The following is a 15,180-nucleotide window of genomic DNA, read 5'->3' on the forward strand; positions in this document are numbered from 1 at the left end:
SCACTACCGATTCCATGTGCAGCGGTGGCTTACGGGGTGACCGTCTCCACCACTTCCAGGCCGTAGCCGGCCAGGCCGATCTGTCGGCGCGGGGTACCCAGCACGCGCAGCTTGCCCAGGCCCAGGTCGGACAGGATCTGCGCGCCGGCACCGTTGCGGCGCCACTGGCTCACATCCTTGTCCTTGCCCGGCACCACCGGCGCTGGCTGCTGGCGCAGGCGGGCCAGCAGAGACTCCCCGTCGCGCGGGGCCTGCAGCACCACCATCACGCCGGCGCCTTCGGCATCGATCGCGCGCAGGGCATCGGTGGCGGCCACGCCGAAGTCGTCACGGCGCCAGTGCAGCAGGTCGGCCAGCGGGTTCTCCACCTGCACGCGCACCAGGGTCGGGGTGTCGGCATCCGGCGTGCCCCGGACCAGCGCGAAATGCAGGTCGTGGGCGATGCGGTCGCGGTAGGTCACCAGCTTGAACGGGCCGAATTCGGTGTCGATCTCGCGTTCGTCCACGCGCTCGACAGTCTTCTCGGTGGCCAGGCGGTAGGCGATCAGGTCGGCGATGGAGCCCATCTTCAGGCCGTGCTCGCGGGCGAACACTTCCAGTTCCGGGCGGCGCGCCATGCTGCCATCCGGGTTCAGGATCTCCACCAGCACGCCGGCCGGCTCCAGCCCGGCCAGCATGGCCAGGTCCACGCCGGCTTCGGTGTGGCCGGCGCGGGTCAGCACGCCGCCCGGCTGGGCGATCAGCGGGAAGATGTGGCCCGGCTGGTGCAGGTCCGATGGCTTGGCGTTGGGCTTCACCGCGGTGCGGATGGTATGGGCGCGGTCATGGGCGGAAATGCCCGTGGTCACGCCTTCGGCCGCTTCGATGCTGACGGTGAAGTTGGTCTGGAACTGCGCGGTATTGGCCTGCACCATCGGCGCCAGGCCGAGATCGGCGGCGCGGGTGCGGGTCAGCGGCAGGCAGACCAGGCCACGGCCGTGGGTGACCATGAAGTTGATGTCCGACGGCTTGACCAGCTCGGCGGCCATGATCAGGTCGCCTTCGTTCTCGCGGTCTTCGTCATCGACGATGACGACCATGCGGCCCTGGCGGATGTCTTCCAGGATTTCGGGGATCGGGGCGAAATTCATGCGCGTGCTCCTTCGCCCAACAGGCGTTCGACATAACGGGCGACCAGGTCGATTTCCAGGTTCACCGCGCTGCCCACGCCGGTGGCGGAGAAGGCGGTGTTGGCCACGGTGTGCGGGATGAGGGCGACTTCAAACCCTTCGTCGTCCACCTCGTTCACGGTGAGGCTGACGCCGTCCACGCAGATCGAGCCCTTCTTGGCGATGTAGCGGCGCAGCGCGGCAGGCGCCGCGAAACGCCAGCGCTGGGCACGCGCATCTTCATGGATGGACAGCACCTGGCCGAGGCCGTCGACGTGGCCGCTGACCAGGTGACCGCCAAGGCGATCGGTCGGGCGCATGGCGCGCTCCAGATTGATGACCGCGCCCTCGGCCAGCTGGCCCAGCGTGGTCAGGCCCAGGGTCTCGGTGGACGCATCGGCCTGGAAGCTGCTGGCGTCGAACGCGATGACAGTAAGGCACACGCCATTGATGGCGATGCTCTCGCCCATCTGCACGTTGTCGAACGGCAGATTCCCGACGTTGAAGGTGAAGCGGACATCGCCGCCGATGGATTCGCGAGCGGCCAGACGGCCGACGCCTTCGATGATTCCAGTAAACAAGAAACGTTCTCCGCGGAAAGTGAGCGAAAAACGCCGCAAGGCAAACAGGCGGGCGCAGGGCCGCTGAGGCCCTGTGGCACCGTCTTCTTTCATCCGGACTATGACCGTCGGCTCCGGCATTGGACCGGATCTGCTGACCCCCGGCCGTGGGCCGGGGCGCTCGCGGGCTCGTGCTTGCGCACCTACCGCCGGTGGGGAATCGCACCCCGCCCTGAAGACGTTTGTGTACCGGCGAACCGGCATCACCAGTGTACCAGCCCGGGCTGAACGGGGTCGGATGCCACAGCTGTGACGGCCGTCGCTCGCAATTTGTAAAACTTTCATTAAAATCCTGCCCCGGACGACATGAGGTCGCCACGGGCAGCCGCAAGGGCAGGCCCGCCAATGGACTGAAATTCACAGGAATTCCCATGCGCAAGATCCTGATCGTGGCCGCCCTGCTGGCCGCCGCCCCGTTCACCGCGTCGGCCGACGCCCTGAGCTACACCTACGTTGAAGGCGGCTGGACGCAGGTCAAGGTTGACGACAACGCACTGGACGACCCGAAGGTCGACGGCGGCTACCTGCGTGGTTCGGTCGCACTTGCCGAACAGGTCTACGTGTTCGGTGGCTGGTCGCGTACCAGCAAGACCCGCCACTACGGCGAAGATTCGCTGAAGCTGGAACTGAACCAGCCGGAGCTGGGCATTGGTTACCACATGCCCTGGAGCGACCGCGTTGACTTCACCGCCGATGCCGCCTGGGTGCGCCAGAACGCTGAATCGACCCTGCGCTATGACGGCCTGCGTTACCACGGCAAGGACCACACCAACCTGGGCCGCGTCACCATGGGTATCCGCGGCAAGCCGTCGCGCATGACCGAAGCCTGGGCCAAGGCCGGCTACATGGATGGCGGCAACAACTTCAAGGGCACCTGGGTCGGCACCGTTGGTGGCCAGGTCAACTTCACCAGGACCTGGGGCCTGGTGGGTGAGATCGCCGGCTACCGCGACGTCACCCAGTACTCGGTGGGCGTGCGCGCCAGCTTCTGATCCAACGATCGCTCCTCGTCGTGCGATCGAACGGGCCCCGCAAGGGGCCCGTTTTTTTGGCCGGGGCACACCGCCATGTGACCTCTGGTCGCCATCGAAAGTATCGCTGGATGCGCTAGTCTTGCGCGCTTCTGGAACAGGAAAGCTCCGTCATGAAGACTCTCAACCGTACCCTGCTGGCCAGCGCCCTGCTGTGTGCCCCGCTGTTTGCCAGCGCTGCACCGGCCCAGCTGACGCCCGAACAGGCCTTCGACCTGTATGCACGCGTGCTGCTGGAAGACGACGCCGCCGCCACGCGCACGCTCAACGATGCACTGAAGCCGGCCTTCGAAGGCCAGGACGCCGTGACCCCGACCCCGGGTGCGCTGGCCAAGGCCATGGCCGAGCCGTGGCAGACCGTGCTGGCCAGCGCCGGTACCAAGACCGACGCCGCCGCCACCGAAGCGCTGTATGCCAAGGCCCTGCGCGATTCGAAGTGCCGCGCGACCAAGAGCGTGATCGAAGACAACGAATACGTTGAAGACCAGAAGCTGGCGCGCATCAGCTTCAGCTGCCAGGTGCCCGACCTCGGCAAGGTACGCCCGCTGTTCGCCGCCAGCCTGGCCGCCGATGCCAGCCCGGCCTCGCGCAAGCTGTTCACCGATGCCTACACCCAGGCGCTGCAGAGCGGCGCGCGCGTGCCGGTCAGCGGCACCTTCACCCTGTACCCGGCCAAGGACAACGGCTACTGGTACAGCGGCAACTTCGACGATCTGGTAGGTACCGTGACCGGCGCGCTGGCACCGTTCGAGGACTGGATGCAGGACGCGCAGGCGGCCAACGCGCCGAAGGTGACCGGCGTACCGGGCTGCGACCTGCTGCTGCAGCAGCATCGCGCCTGCGTGGCGAAGATCGCGCCGGACCAGATCAGCGGCGTGGACGCGATGGCCGAGGAACTGAAGGCAAAGGCCCAGGTACAGTCCGCCGAAGCGATGACGCAGGAGTGCAAGGCACTGCGCCCGATCGCGGAGATGATGTGGACCGATGAGTGCGCGTAAGCCGGCACAGTAGTTGCGTCAGCGATACGCATCGCTGACGGCAACGGCAACGCCATTTCAAACAAGTTGCATGGACAGCCAAGCGCAGGTGCAGCAGTCTTTCCGCCCCTGCCTTGATGGTATCGCCATGCGCCGCTACGCCTTGTGCTTTTTCATTGCCTTGAGCATGCCTCTGTGCGTTGCCGCAGCGCCGGAGCCAACACCGGAAAAGGCATTCGACCTGCTGATCAAGGCAATGTACGAGAACGACCCCAGCGCTGTGCAGGCACTGGGTGGGCCGCAAACCGATGCGGACACCGACATGTTCACGCTGCCGGACCTGTTGGCCACATACCTCCAGAGCCTCAAGCGGTACAACGGCTCCGCCGCTGGCGACGATTCGGCACACCAGGCGTGGGCGTCAGACGTCGTGGCCGGCTCCCGATGCAGGGCCGACCGCAGCGCGATCTGGCATGACGTGATTGCCGGCACCCAAGTGGCCGACGTCCACTTCACGTGTCGCGTTGGCGACGTGGAGCGCCTCCGGTCCTTGTCTGATGCCGCCCTCTTCGGCGGAACCGATCAAGGCCAGGAACGACTCTGGAAGTCGTACATGGCGATTTTGCGCGATGGCCCCTACCGCACCATCAGCGGCTCGACCCGTCTTGTGTCCTCCGCACCCGATCACGGCTGGCAAAGCGAACAGGATGGATATCGGGGTGAACGACTGCGTTACGGCCGCATCGAACGCGATGTGGGACAGGTGCTGATCGAAGCGCTGGTCGAGCATCCGCGCGACCAGTCCAACGAGACCCTGCGCACCGCCATCATGCACATCACCGGCTTGGATGAATGCGACAACCTGGTCCACCACCATCGTCGCTGCATGGCCCGCATCGCGCCACAGGAGTTGGCCGGCGCCCATGAACTGGCCCGGGTGCTGAGCAGAAGGCACAAGGAGGTCTCCGAGGCCGAGCTGGTACAGCAGTGCATGGCCCTTCGCCCGAGAGTGGAAGCATTGTGGAACCGGGATTGCGAATGAGTAGTCCCCGGGTACCCGCCGCCTGGCAGGCTTTCGGACTTTTTGCATGGCTGCCGGCGTTGAATCGCCGCATGCGCTACAGCCGTTCACGCAAGGACCCGATCATGCGGCTGTGTCATCTCATGACACTGGCATTGCTCCCCCTGCTCTCACAGGCTTCGCCCTTGCCACCGGCTCACCCCCAACTTGCATCCGCACCGGACCATGCCGTGGAAAAGAGCATCATCGCCAATGTCCAGCTCTACCTCGCGTTGATGCTCTACGCTGACCCTGGCGCGCGCCGCACGCTCGATGCCCAATGGCAGGGCACTTTCCAGACGCCTGGTTATCTCGATCGCCTGCAGGCGCTCAAGGCAAGGCTGGGCGATGACACCGCCATACGCAGCACCTTGGAATCTGCGGGCGTGGCCGCACCGGCCATCGGCGAAGCGGCGTTGAATCGCCTTGGGCGCGTCAGCTGCGAGGTGAAGGCTGTGCGCTTCGAGGCGACCAACAGTTCCGCATCAGCTTCCTATCGATGCTCTGTCCCCGACCTCAATCCTTTGTTTGCGTCCTACCGCAAAGCAACGCGAGGAGGAGTATTGACGATGGAGCCCGCAGATATGTCCGACCTCCAAGCGCGTCAGGTCACGTTGCTGCATGGACCCGCCTCGCGGTCGATCTCAGGTGACATGCGTTTCTTCCGCAGCAGCAAGGGCACTTGGTTGAGCCTCGATGCCGACCAGCTCGAACTGAAGCTCCTGGATGCCTTCATTCCCTATGCGGCGTGGGACAAGCGCATGCTTGAGGAAGACGCGCCCCGGATCACCGGATCGATCGCCTGTGACTGGCCGCTGCACCAGTACCGCATGTGCGTAGTCGAAAGATCACCGCAGCAGATCCAGCAGGCCAAGTCTCTACAGACCAAGGTGCTGGAGGCCACAAGGGGAATGGACGAGCGGCAGCGTGCCGACTATTGCAACACCCACGTCGCACCCGTCGTGTACCCGCAACTCAGGAGCCATCAGTGCCGATAGAAGGCACGTACGGGCATGGCTCCCACCGCAATGCGGCGCTGCGTATGAAGGTTGTGCCCCTTCTGCTGGGCGTCGTGGCGTGCAGCGCTTCAGGCGCCACGCCGTCACCCGAACACGAGTACACCCTGCAGGCCCGGGTTCTGCTGCAGGACGATGCCAGCGCGCGGGCGGTGCTTGCAGAACTGGGGCCGGGCTGGGTACCGCATGGGCGCATTGAGTGGCAGGACATCGTTGATGACGTGCCGGCATGGCTGGGCAATCAGACATTTCCCGCCCCCTCTCCCGCCATCGTCGGCGCGTTCAGCGATGCGCTGGGCGCACGGCTGGCAACGGTTTACTGCGAAGCCAGGAACTTCCTTCCGCTGGGCTCACCGGAAATTGGCATGTTTGCACTGGAATGCCGGCACCCCGATATGACGCCGCTGCGCGAGGCTTATCTGGCACTGCGCGAGGCGGAGCAGAGTGACCGTCAGGCGCAGAGCGACGCGCTGTTCAAACGCTGGACAACGATCCTGCGTGATGCCCCGGACCGTGCCCACTGCACAGCGGTGACCGGTTGGTATAAGGGAGACCACGAAGCTACCGATGCCGCCCGCGCGCAACAGCTGTACCGGGCCGTGTTGGCGGGACTGCTACCGCTGGATGCGTGGGATGCACGCGGTATGGGTGAGGACACCTCTGCACTGTGCAGGGTCCGCTGACAGAGTGCCAGGGCACGTGAAGCCCATGCGCCGACCAAGGTCGGCATCCACCAGCGCCTTATACCCGCAGCAGCAACCGCAGGTCGTCCCCTACCTGGCGCTGGTCGACCACACGCAGCCGGCGCTGCTGGTCCATCGTCTGGATGCCAAGGCCAGCCAGCAGCGGGCGTCCGTTGTCGCCCAGCAGCGTAGGCGCCTGGTACAACAGCAGCTCATCCGCCCAGCCGCCACGCAGCAGCGCACCTGCCAATGTCGCACCGGCCTCGGTGTGCACTTCGTTGATGCCACGTTCGGCCAGCAGTGCCAGCACCGCGCCCAGGTCCAACCGGCCATCGACGCTGGCCACGCTGGCGAATTCGGCGTCGGCCGCATCCGGCGCACTGACTGCAGCATCGTGCAGATACAGCGTCGGCGCCCCGCCCTCGCGTACACGGCTGCATTCAAGCGAACGCAGGCGCGAATCGAGCACCACGCGCAGCGGCGGCATCACCTCGGTATCGGCCAGACGCACGGTCAGCATCGGGTCGTCGGCCAGCACGGTGTCGGCACCGGTCAGGATCGCACCCGCACGCGCGCGCCAGTGCTGCACGTCTTCACGCGCGGCCGGGCCGGTGATCCACTTGGAGCTGCCATCGGCCATCGCGGTACGGCCATCGAGGCTGGCGGCCAGCTTCACCCGCAGCCACGGACGGTTGCGCTCCACGCGTGACAGGAAGCCCTTGTTGAGCTCGCGCGCCTGCGCCGCCATCAGTCCTTCGGCAACCTCGATGCCGGCATTGCGCAGCAGATCGAAGCCACCGCCATCGACCTTCGGGAACGGATCGCGCATCGCGGCAACCACGCGCGACACGCCCGCCTCGATCAGTGCCAGCGCACACGGTGGCGTACGACCGTAGTGTGCGCAGGGTTCCAGCGTGACGTAGGCGGTGGCGCCGCGTGCCTCGCCGCCGGCCTCGCGCAGCGCGAACACCTCGGCATGCGGTCCACCGGCGCGCTGGTGCCAGCCCTGCCCGACCACGCGTTCGCCATGGGCGATCACGCAGCCGACCATCGGATTGGGGCGGGTGGTGTAGGCGGCACGCTCGGCCAGGCGCAGCGCGTTGGCCATGTGCAGGTGGTCGAGGACGGAGAACGGAGTGGTCATGCGATCATGGTAGCGCCGTTGGTGTAGATGCACGCCACTACCTGCCCGGCTCAGTAGATCCACGCCATGCGTGGATGAAGCGTAGGGCGCCAACCAAGGTTGGCGTCTACCGGGGCGGTCAGCCCTTCTTTTTCTTGGTCAGGGCGATCACATCGCCCAGCAGCTGCAGCTGCTCGGTACTGGACGGCAGGTCGCGCTCGAGCTTCTCGATCTCCTCGCGGAAATCGGCCACGTCCTCGAAGCTGCGATAGACCGAAGCGAAGCGCACATAGCCGACATGGTCGAGCTTGCGCAGTTCGTTCATGACAAACTCGCCGACCTTGATCGAGGGCACTTCGCGCTCGCCGCTGATCCGCAGCTGGTGGACCACCGCACGCACCGCCGCTTCGATCTTGTCTTCGGCCACCGCACGCTTCTGCAGCGCGCGGTCGAAGCCGGCACGCACCTTGCGCTGGTCGAACGCCTCGCGGGTACCATCGCTCTTGACGATGGCCGGCAGCTTCAGCTCAACCGTTTCCATGGTGCTGAAGCGCTCGCCGCAGGCTTCGCATTCACGCCGACGACGGATCGTCGCGCCGTCTTCAGAGACGCGCGAGTCGATGACGCGGGTATCGGCATGTTGGCAGAAGGGGCAATGCATGGAACGCCTGGCTCAGGAGACAACCCAGCCGCCACGGTCATGGCAGCGTCGCAAAGGTACCTGAGAAGGGGTCCAGCAGCAAATGCTGCCTGCCCGGAAGTGCCTGCGCGAAAGCCGGAATGGGGGCCCGATGCGCTCTTTGGGCCGCCACTCAGCCGGCCGGGCCGGACACCGTAGTATTCCCGCTCCAGCGCAACCACGCCAGATGTGCGGCCGGCAGCAGGAACGGCGGCCCCAGGCCCAGGTAGCTCAACAGCGCGAATTCGCCGTTCTTGAACACCAGATGCAGCGTTACGGCGACCACAGCCAGTGCGGCCAGGACGCCCACCAGCAATCCCGCCCACGCCGCAGGCGACGATTGCCGCAGGCCGGCACGGCCGCGCAACAGGAATACACCGCTCAGCCACAGCCATGACAGCAGGCCGATGATCCCGCCCAGCGACCACAGCAGCAGCATCGTGAGTTCGTTACCGGACAGATACTTGCCGTCCATCGCAACCATCAGCCCCAGCACCGCGACGGTGCCGCCGGCGGCAAGCGCAGGCAGGCCAAGCAAGAGACCCCCCACTGCAACCATCCGTTTCTGCACACGCTCATCCATGGGTTCGATTTCCTTTCATTGGCCGCGTCAGGGGCGGCGTTTGAGCCACACCAGCATGGCGGCCGGTACCAGCATCGACGGCCCCAGCAGCAATAGTTCCAACGCGGCGTCCCCCTCCTGGAAGCCGAACCATGCGGTCATCCAGAGAACCGGCAGCGCGGCCAGCCCACCGGCCAGCAGCAGCCACCACCAGATCGCGCGCACCTGCAGGCCGGCCCGGCCCTGCAGCAGGTAGCCGGCGCTGAGCCACAGCCAGGCCAGGCAACCCGCCACGCCGGCCAGGCCCCACAGCAGTGGCGCCAGATCGGGTGAGCGGCTGGCGCCGAAGGAGTGCAGGCCAAGGACCAGGAACATCACGGCGACGGTGCCGCCCATCACCAGGCTGGGCAGGCCGAGCAGTACCGCCAACGCGGCATACAGGTATCTGAGGCGGCGCTCATCCACGCGCGGTTACTCCGATGCCCGTGCCCGCTCGGGCGGCGCATCCACGACATCGGCACGCGCACGTAGAAGCATCAGCATGCCGGCAGGCACCAGCAACGATGGCCCTGCGAAGAGAGTGCTCACTACCGCCAGGCCCAGCCCGGACAAGGTGTACATCGCCAATCCCAGCAACGGCAGCCCCGCCAGCACGCCCAGGCCCAGCAGCCACCACCAGCGTGGCGAGGCCGTGCGCAGGCCCTGCAGTCCATCACGCAACCAGATGACGCTGAGCGCGACCCAGGCCACCAGGCCGGCAAGCGCGGCCGTTCCCCAGACGCACATGACGCCGGCAAACCAAAGCTTGTCAGCATCCAGCGAGACCAGGCCGATCAGCCCCATGACCAGGGCAATGCAGGCACCGACGCCGCCCGCGAAAAGGCTGGGCAGGCCGAACAGCGCGGCCAGCACGGCGTACAGGTATTTGAGGCGGCGCTCATCCATGCGCGTTACTCCGGTGCTGGGGTCAGAGCCCTTCCCTGCGGGAAGGGATCCGACCCCACTCCCCGATCAGCCGTAGACCGGGTACTTGCGGCACTGTGCGCTGACGGCGTCGCGCACGCGGGCGATGACAGCGTCGTCGTTCGGCGCGTCGAGCACGTCGGCGATCCAGTTGGCCAGGTCCACGCAGTCCTGTTCGACGTAGCCACGGGTGGTCACCGCCGGGGTACCCAGGCGCAGGCCCGAGGTCACGAACGGCGAACGCGGATCGTTCGGCACCGAGTTCTTGTTGACGGTGATGTGGGCCTTGCCCAGCGCGGCCTCCGCGTCCTTGCCGGACACGTCCTTGCCGATCATGTCCACCAGCATCAGGTGGTTCTGGGTGCCGCCGGAGACGATCTTGTAGCCGCGCGCGATCAGCGTGTTGGCCATCGCCTGGGCGTTCTTCACCACCTGCTGCTGGTAGGCGGTGAAGCCCGGCTCCAGCGCTTCCTTGAAGGCCACCGCCTTGGCGGCGATGACGTGCATCAGCGGACCGCCCTGGATGCCCGGGAACACGATCGACTGCAGCTTCTTGACCAGGTCTTCGTCGGCGCCCTTGGCGACGATGATGCCGCCGCGCGGGCCGCGCAGGGTCTTGTGGGTGGTCGAGGTGACCACGTGGGCGTGTTCCAGCGGGCTCGGGTAGACGCCAGCGGCGACCAGGCCGGCCACGTGGGCCATGTCCACGAACAGATAGGCACCAACCTTGTCGGCGATGGCGCGGAAGCGCGCCCAGTCGATCACCTGCGAGTAGGCCGAGAAGCCGGCCACGACCATCTTCGGCTTGTGCTCCAGGGCCAGGCGCTCGACTTCGTCGTAATCGATCAGGCCCTGGTCGTTCACGCCGTACTGCACGGCGTTGAACAGCTTGCCGGAGGCATTGACCTTGGCGCCGTGGGTGAGGTGGCCGCCGTGGGCCAGGCTCATGCCGAGGATGGTGTCACCCGGCTGCAGCAGGGCGAAGTACACGGCCTGGTTGGCCTGCGAGCCACTGTGCGGCTGCACGTTGGCGTAGTCCGCACCGAACAGCTGCTTGAGGCGGTCGATCGCCAGCTGCTCGGCAATATCCACGTATTCGCAGCCACCGTAGTAGCGCTTGCCCGGGTAGCCTTCGGCGTACTTGTTGGTCAGCTGGCTGCCCTGCGCTTCCATCACCGCCGGGCTGGTGTAGTTCTCGCTGGCGATCAGCTCGACGTGGTCTTCCTGGCGCTGGGTCTCAGCGGCGATGGCCTTGGCCAGTTCGGGATCGTAGGATTCGATGCGGACGTCACGCGGGAACATCGGGTACTCCAGCAGGCAGGGAAAAGGGGTACGGCTCAGCCCTCGATTGTAGCCCCGCGCCGCGCCGCTGGGGCCGAAACGGACGGGGCCGGCATCCCCGAAGGAATCCGGCCCCGTATGGTTTCGAATGATGTTATGGGGTCAGAGCCCCTTCCGTTGGAAAGGGATCCGACCCCGGCCGCGATCCTCAGCGGTTGCTGAGCACGTACTGGGCGATCACGCCGGTGGCGATGGCCACCAGCAGCATGTTGCCGCGGTCATCGCGGATCCAGTGGTGGCCATACGGCGGGCGACGCAGGTGGTAGCGCGGGTAGTCGTTCACCACGTAGACCGGGCCACGGTAGTAGTCGCGGTAGGGGGAACCCACCCGCCAGCCGTAGCCGCCATAGCGCGGCGGCGGCGGTGCCGGTCGATAGACCACGCGGGGCGGCGCCGGGCGGTAGTAGCGGTCATGGTCGCGGTGCCACTCGCGGCGATCCTGGCGGTAGTCGCGCCGGGCCTCGCGGCGGTCGCGCTCCCAGTCACGGCGATCCTGGCGCCACTCACGGCGATCCTCCCGCCACTCACGGCGGTCACGGTGGTCGTTGTCAGCGAAGGCCGGGGCCACCGCGCCGAGCGCCAGCACAGAGGCCACGGCGCCGGCCATTACTCGATTGATGCGCATGTCAGACCTCTGCTTGGATGGGTGGTGAGCCCATATTGCGCACCCGATCTGAACCGTTTCCGGCTGGAAACGCTTCCCGCTGAAGGACTGTGACGAAGTATTCAGGCCACGGCCAGCCCCGGGGGGCGCTCCGGGCGCGGCCCGGAACCGGTTCCGGCTATAATTGGCGGTATTCCATTCCAGTCTGTGCCCGCTGCCGCAACGGGATGTTCCCGTGACGGACCGGGCGCAGGGCCGCGCCTACGGAGACCGCATGTCCTCGCAATACATCTACACCATGAACCGCGTGTCCAAGGTGGTCCCGCCCAAGCGGCAGATCATCAAGGACATCTCGCTGTCCTTCTTCCCGGGCGCGAAGATCGGCCTGCTGGGCCTGAACGGCGCCGGCAAGTCCACCGTGCTGAAGATCATGGCCGGCGTGGACACCGATTTCGAGGGCGAAGCCCGCCCGCAGCCGGGCATCAAGGTCGGCTACCTGGCTCAGGAACCGGAGCTGGACCCGACCAAGACCGTGCGTGAAGCGGTCGAGGAAGGCGTGGGCGAAGTGCTGCAGGCGCAGGCCGCGCTGGACGCGGTGTACCTGGCCTACGCCGAGGAAGGCGCCGACTTCGACGCGCTGGCCAAGGAACAGGAGCGCCTGGAGGCGATCCTGGCCGCTGGCGACGCGCACACCCTGGAAAACCAGCTGGACGTGGCCGCCGATGCGCTGCGCCTGCCGCCGTGGGATGCCGTGGTCGGCAAGCTGTCCGGTGGTGAAAAGCGCCGCGTGGCGCTGTGCCGCCTGCTGCTGCAGAAGCCGGACATGCTGCTGCTCGACGAACCGACCAACCACCTCGACGCCGAGTCGGTGGAATGGCTGGAGCAGTTCCTGGCGCGCTACACCGGCACCGTCGTGGCGGTCACCCATGATCGCTACTTCCTGGACAACGCCGCCGAGTGGATCCTGGAACTGGACCGCGGCCGCGGCATTCCGTGGAAGGGCAACTACACCGACTGGCTGACCCAGAAGGATGAGCGCCTGAAGCAGGAAGACAACCAGGAAAAGGCACGCCAGAAGGCGATCCAGAAGGAACTGGAGTGGTCGCGCCAGAACGCCAAGGGCGGCCGTACCAAGGGCAAGGCCCGTCTGGCCCGCTTGGAAGAGCTGCAGTCGGTCGATTACCAGAAGCGCAACGAGACCAATGAAATCTTCATCCCGCCGGGCGAGCGCCTGGGCAATGCGGTGATGGAGTTCAAGAACGTCTCCAAGAAGTTCGGCGACCGCCTGCTGTTCGACAACCTGAGCTTCCTGGTGCCGGCCGGCGCCATCGTCGGCATCATCGGCCCGAACGGTGCCGGTAAGTCGACCCTGTTCAAGATGATCACCGGCCAGGAAAAGCCGGACACCGGCGAGATCGTGGTCGGCCCGACCGTGAAGCTGTCCTACGTGGACCAGAGCCGCGACGCGCTGGAAGGCAACCACAACGTCTTCCAGGAAATCGCTGGCGGCCTGGACATCCTCAACATCAACGGCATCGAGATCCAGTCGCGCGCCTACATCGGCCGCTTCAACTTCAAGGGCCAGGATCAGCAGAAGATGGTCGGTTCGCTGTCCGGTGGTGAGCGTGGCCGCCTGCACATGGCCAAGACCCTGCTGCAGGGTGGCAACGTGCTGCTGCTCGACGAACCGTCCAACGACCTGGACATCGAAACCCTGCGTGCGCTGGAAGATGCGCTGCTGGAGTTCCCGGGCAACACCTTCGTCATTTCGCATGACCGCTGGTTCCTGGATCGCATCGCGACCCACATCCTGGCCTTCGAAGGCGATTCGCACGTGGAGTTCTTCCAGGGCAACTACCGCGAGTACGAAGAAGACAAGCGCCGCCGCATGGGCGACGACGCCGCGCCGAAGCGCCTGCGCTTCAAGGCGCTGAAATAAGGCAACAGGAAAGGCCGCGCTCGCGCGGCCTTTCTCCTTTTGCAATGTGTACCGACCATGCATGCCGGCCAGCGGCCGGCATCTACCCATGAGCGACCCCATGTCCCTGTTCGAACGCCTGTTCCAGCTGCAGCAGCACGGCACCACCGTGCGCACCGAGCTGCTGGCCGGTGTCACCACCTTCCTGACGATGTCCTACATCGTCTTCGTCAATCCCGAGATCCTCGGCACCACCGGCATGGACGCCGGCGCGGTGTTCGTGGCCACCTGCCTGGCCGCGGCGCTGGGTTCGGCGGTGATGGCGCTGGCCGCCAACTTCCCGGTGGGCATGGCACCGGGCATGGGCCTGAACGCGTTCTTCGCCTTCACCGTGGTCGGCGCCGCCGGCCTGCCCTGGCAGCAGGCGCTCGGTGCGGTGTTCATTTCCGGTCTGGTGTTCCTGGTGCTGTCGCTGACCGGTGTGCGCGCATGGCTGGTGTCGGGCATTCCCTCATCGCTGCGCTCGGCCATCGTGGCCGGCATCGGCCTGTTCCTGGCGATCATCGCGCTGCAGAAGTCCGGCGTGATCGTCGGCAACGAAGACACGCTGGTGGCGCTGGGCCCGTTGAACACGGCGCCGCCGCTGCTGGCGCTGGCCGGTTTCCTGCTGATCGCGGTGCTGGAAGCACGGCGCATCCGTGGTGCGATCCTGATCGGCATCCTGGCTGTGACCGGCGCGGGCTGGGCGCTGGGCGACGTGCAATACCAGGGCCTGGTTTCGCTGCCGCCGAGCCTGGCCCCGACCTTCCTGCAGCTGGACCTGCCGGGCCTGCTGCACCACGACGGCGGCGCGCCGCTGGCGGTGCTGCTGCAGGTGGTGCTGGTGTTCGTGCTGGTGGAAGTGTTCGATGCCACCGGCACCCTGTACGGCGTGGTCGGCCGCGCCGGCCTGCTGAAGCTGCCGGGCGCGCAGAAGCGCTTTGGCCGTGCGTTGCTGGCGGACAGCACCGCGATTGTTGCAGGCTCGATGCTGGGCACCAGCAGCACCACCGCGTTCGCCGAAAGCGCCTCGGGCGTGCAGGTGGGCGGCCGCACCGGCCTGACCGCGCTGGTGGTGTCGGCGCTGTTCCTGGCAGCGCTGCTGTTCTCGCCGCTGGCAGCGATGGTGCCCAGCTATGCCACCGCGCCGGCGCTGCTGTTCGTGGCCGGCCTGATGCTGCGCGAACTGGTGGAAGTGGACTGGAGCGACTTGACCGAATCGGTGCCGGCGGCGCTGTGTGCACTGGCGATGCCGTTCACCTACTCGATTGCCAACGGCCTGGCGTTCGGCTTCATCGCCTATGCCGCGCTGAAGGCCGGTACCGGGCGCTGGCGCGAGGTGCATCCAGCGGTCTGGCTGGTGGCGGTGCTGTTCACCCTGCGCTACGCGTTGGAGTGATCGTTGAGCGGCGTCGG

General features: G+C 66.4%; 16 protein-coding genes and 1 riboswitch. Of the genes, 7 read left to right on the forward strand and 9 right to left on the reverse strand.

The window, feature by feature from the left end; genetic code table 11:
- Positions 1-29: 29 nt before the first annotated feature.
- A complete protein-coding gene (gene ribB / locus D7T59_RS15720; protein ID WP_164137187.1) occupies positions 30-1,130 on the reverse strand; it encodes a 3,4-dihydroxy-2-butanone-4-phosphate synthase in 1,101 nt (366 codons plus the stop codon).
- Positions 1,127-1,729 carry a riboflavin synthase gene (locus D7T59_RS15725; protein ID WP_164137188.1) on the reverse strand — a complete coding sequence of 201 codons (603 nt, stop codon included), beginning with the start codon at positions 1,727-1,729 and terminating at the stop codon, positions 1,127-1,129. Before D7T59_RS15725 ends, ribB begins: the two co-directional genes overlap by 4 nt.
- Positions 1,730-1,806: 77 nt before the next feature.
- A riboswitch (FMN riboswitch) is annotated at positions 1,807-1,952 on the reverse strand.
- A gap of 187 nt (positions 1,953-2,139) precedes the next feature.
- Between D7T59_RS15725 and D7T59_RS15730 the strand changes: the two genes are divergently transcribed.
- The 5 genes from D7T59_RS15730 (at position 2,140) to D7T59_RS15750 (ending at position 6,535) form a co-directional block, all read left to right on the forward strand.
- A complete protein-coding gene (locus tag D7T59_RS15730; protein ID WP_164137189.1) occupies positions 2,140-2,760 on the forward strand; it encodes a hypothetical protein in 621 nt (206 codons plus the stop codon).
- Between the two features lie 152 nt (positions 2,761-2,912).
- Positions 2,913-3,797 carry a hypothetical protein gene (locus tag D7T59_RS15735; RefSeq protein WP_180852773.1) on the forward strand — a complete coding sequence of 295 codons (885 nt, stop codon included), beginning with the start codon at positions 2,913-2,915 and terminating at the stop codon, positions 3,795-3,797.
- Positions 3,798-3,867: 70 nt separating this feature from the next.
- Positions 3,868-4,818, forward strand: a complete 951-nt coding sequence (locus tag D7T59_RS15740; protein WP_180852772.1) for a hypothetical protein — start codon at positions 3,868-3,870, stop codon at positions 4,816-4,818.
- A gap of 71 nt (positions 4,819-4,889) precedes the next feature.
- The gene (locus D7T59_RS15745; RefSeq protein WP_180852771.1) at positions 4,890-5,834 is read left to right on the forward strand and encodes a hypothetical protein; all 945 of its coding nucleotides are present in this window, start codon (positions 4,890-4,892) and stop codon (positions 5,832-5,834) included.
- Positions 5,825-6,535, forward strand: coding sequence for a hypothetical protein (locus D7T59_RS15750; RefSeq protein WP_180852770.1), 711 nt, complete (start codon positions 5,825-5,827; stop codon positions 6,533-6,535). Before D7T59_RS15745 ends, D7T59_RS15750 begins: the two co-directional genes overlap by 10 nt.
- A 58-nt stretch (positions 6,536-6,593) precedes the next feature.
- Here the strand turns inward: D7T59_RS15750 and ribD are convergent, their stop codons facing one another.
- The 7 genes from ribD to D7T59_RS15785 form a co-directional block, all read right to left on the reverse strand.
- A complete protein-coding gene (gene ribD / locus D7T59_RS15755; protein ID WP_180852769.1) occupies positions 6,594-7,679 on the reverse strand; it encodes a bifunctional diaminohydroxyphosphoribosylaminopyrimidine deaminase/5-amino-6-(5-phosphoribosylamino)uracil reductase RibD in 1,086 nt (361 codons plus the stop codon).
- 118 nt (positions 7,680-7,797) lie between these two features.
- Entirely contained in the window at positions 7,798-8,319 is a 522-nt protein-coding gene (nrdR, locus tag D7T59_RS15760) for a transcriptional regulator NrdR (RefSeq protein ID WP_004143350.1), read from the reverse strand.
- A gap of 151 nt (positions 8,320-8,470) precedes the next feature.
- Positions 8,471-8,920, reverse strand: a complete 450-nt coding sequence (locus D7T59_RS15765; protein WP_180852768.1) for a hypothetical protein — start codon at positions 8,918-8,920, stop codon at positions 8,471-8,473.
- Positions 8,921-8,947: 27 nt separating this feature from the next.
- The gene (locus D7T59_RS15770) at positions 8,948-9,364 is read right to left on the reverse strand and encodes a hypothetical protein (protein ID WP_180852767.1); all 417 of its coding nucleotides are present in this window, start codon (positions 9,362-9,364) and stop codon (positions 8,948-8,950) included.
- A 6-nt stretch (positions 9,365-9,370) separates the two neighbouring features.
- The gene (locus D7T59_RS15775) at positions 9,371-9,844 is read right to left on the reverse strand and encodes a hypothetical protein (protein ID WP_180852766.1); all 474 of its coding nucleotides are present in this window, start codon (positions 9,842-9,844) and stop codon (positions 9,371-9,373) included.
- Between the two features lie 66 nt (positions 9,845-9,910).
- Positions 9,911-11,164 carry a serine hydroxymethyltransferase gene (gene glyA / locus D7T59_RS15780; protein WP_180852765.1) on the reverse strand — a complete coding sequence of 418 codons (1,254 nt, stop codon included), beginning with the start codon at positions 11,162-11,164 and terminating at the stop codon, positions 9,911-9,913.
- A gap of 187 nt (positions 11,165-11,351) precedes the next feature.
- On the reverse strand, positions 11,352-11,828 hold the full coding sequence (locus tag D7T59_RS15785) for an RcnB family protein (protein ID WP_164137197.1): 477 nt from the start codon (positions 11,826-11,828) through the stop codon (positions 11,352-11,354).
- A 253-nt stretch (positions 11,829-12,081) separates the two neighbouring features.
- On the opposite strand from D7T59_RS15785, the gene ettA reads away from it, so the two are divergent.
- Both ettA and D7T59_RS15795 read left to right on the forward strand, forming a co-directional pair.
- The gene (gene ettA, locus D7T59_RS15790; RefSeq protein ID WP_005412220.1) at positions 12,082-13,746 is read left to right on the forward strand and encodes an energy-dependent translational throttle protein EttA; all 1,665 of its coding nucleotides are present in this window, start codon (positions 12,082-12,084) and stop codon (positions 13,744-13,746) included.
- Positions 13,747-13,846: 100 nt separating this feature from the next.
- On the forward strand, positions 13,847-15,163 hold the full coding sequence (locus D7T59_RS15795; protein ID WP_164137198.1) for an NCS2 family permease: 1,317 nt from the start codon (positions 13,847-13,849) through the stop codon (positions 15,161-15,163).
- Positions 15,164-15,180 lie beyond the last annotated feature (17 nt).

The organism is Stenotrophomonas maltophilia, from assembly GCF_013464915.1.
GTDB lineage: Bacteria > Pseudomonadota > Gammaproteobacteria > Xanthomonadales > Xanthomonadaceae > Stenotrophomonas > Stenotrophomonas maltophilia_AT.

What these genes read in the sequence shown, in the direction of transcription:
- D7T59_RS15735 (WP_180852773.1), top strand. Translation starts at nt 2,913, where the DNA reads ATGAAGACTCTCAACCGTACCCTGCTGGCCAGCGCCCTGCTGTGTGCC.
- glyA (WP_180852765.1), bottom strand. Translation starts at nt 11,164, where the DNA reads ATGTTCCCGCGTGACGTCCGCATCGAATCCTACGATCCCGAACTGGCC.
- D7T59_RS15740 (WP_180852772.1), top strand. Translation starts at nt 3,868, where the DNA reads ATGGACAGCCAAGCGCAGGTGCAGCAGTCTTTCCGCCCCTGCCTTGAT.
- ettA (WP_005412220.1), top strand. Translation starts at nt 12,082, where the DNA reads ATGTCCTCGCAATACATCTACACCATGAACCGCGTGTCCAAGGTGGTC.
- ribB (WP_164137187.1), bottom strand. Translation starts at nt 1,130, where the DNA reads ATGAATTTCGCCCCGATCCCCGAAATCCTGGAAGACATCCGCCAGGGC.
- D7T59_RS15785 (WP_164137197.1), bottom strand. Translation starts at nt 11,828, where the DNA reads ATGCGCATCAATCGAGTAATGGCCGGCGCCGTGGCCTCTGTGCTGGCG.
- D7T59_RS15795 (WP_164137198.1), top strand. Translation starts at nt 13,847, where the DNA reads ATGTCCCTGTTCGAACGCCTGTTCCAGCTGCAGCAGCACGGCACCACC.
- D7T59_RS15730 (WP_164137189.1), top strand. Translation starts at nt 2,140, where the DNA reads ATGCGCAAGATCCTGATCGTGGCCGCCCTGCTGGCCGCCGCCCCGTTC.
- D7T59_RS15765 (WP_180852768.1), bottom strand. Translation starts at nt 8,920, where the DNA reads ATGGATGAGCGTGTGCAGAAACGGATGGTTGCAGTGGGGGGTCTCTTG.
- ribD (WP_180852769.1), bottom strand. Translation starts at nt 7,679, where the DNA reads ATGACCACTCCGTTCTCCGTCCTCGACCACCTGCACATGGCCAACGCG.
- D7T59_RS15775 (WP_180852766.1), bottom strand. Translation starts at nt 9,844, where the DNA reads ATGGATGAGCGCCGCCTCAAATACCTGTACGCCGTGCTGGCCGCGCTG.
- nrdR (WP_004143350.1), bottom strand. Translation starts at nt 8,319, where the DNA reads ATGCATTGCCCCTTCTGCCAACATGCCGATACCCGCGTCATCGACTCG.
- D7T59_RS15745 (WP_180852771.1), top strand. Translation starts at nt 4,890, where the DNA reads ATGCGCTACAGCCGTTCACGCAAGGACCCGATCATGCGGCTGTGTCAT.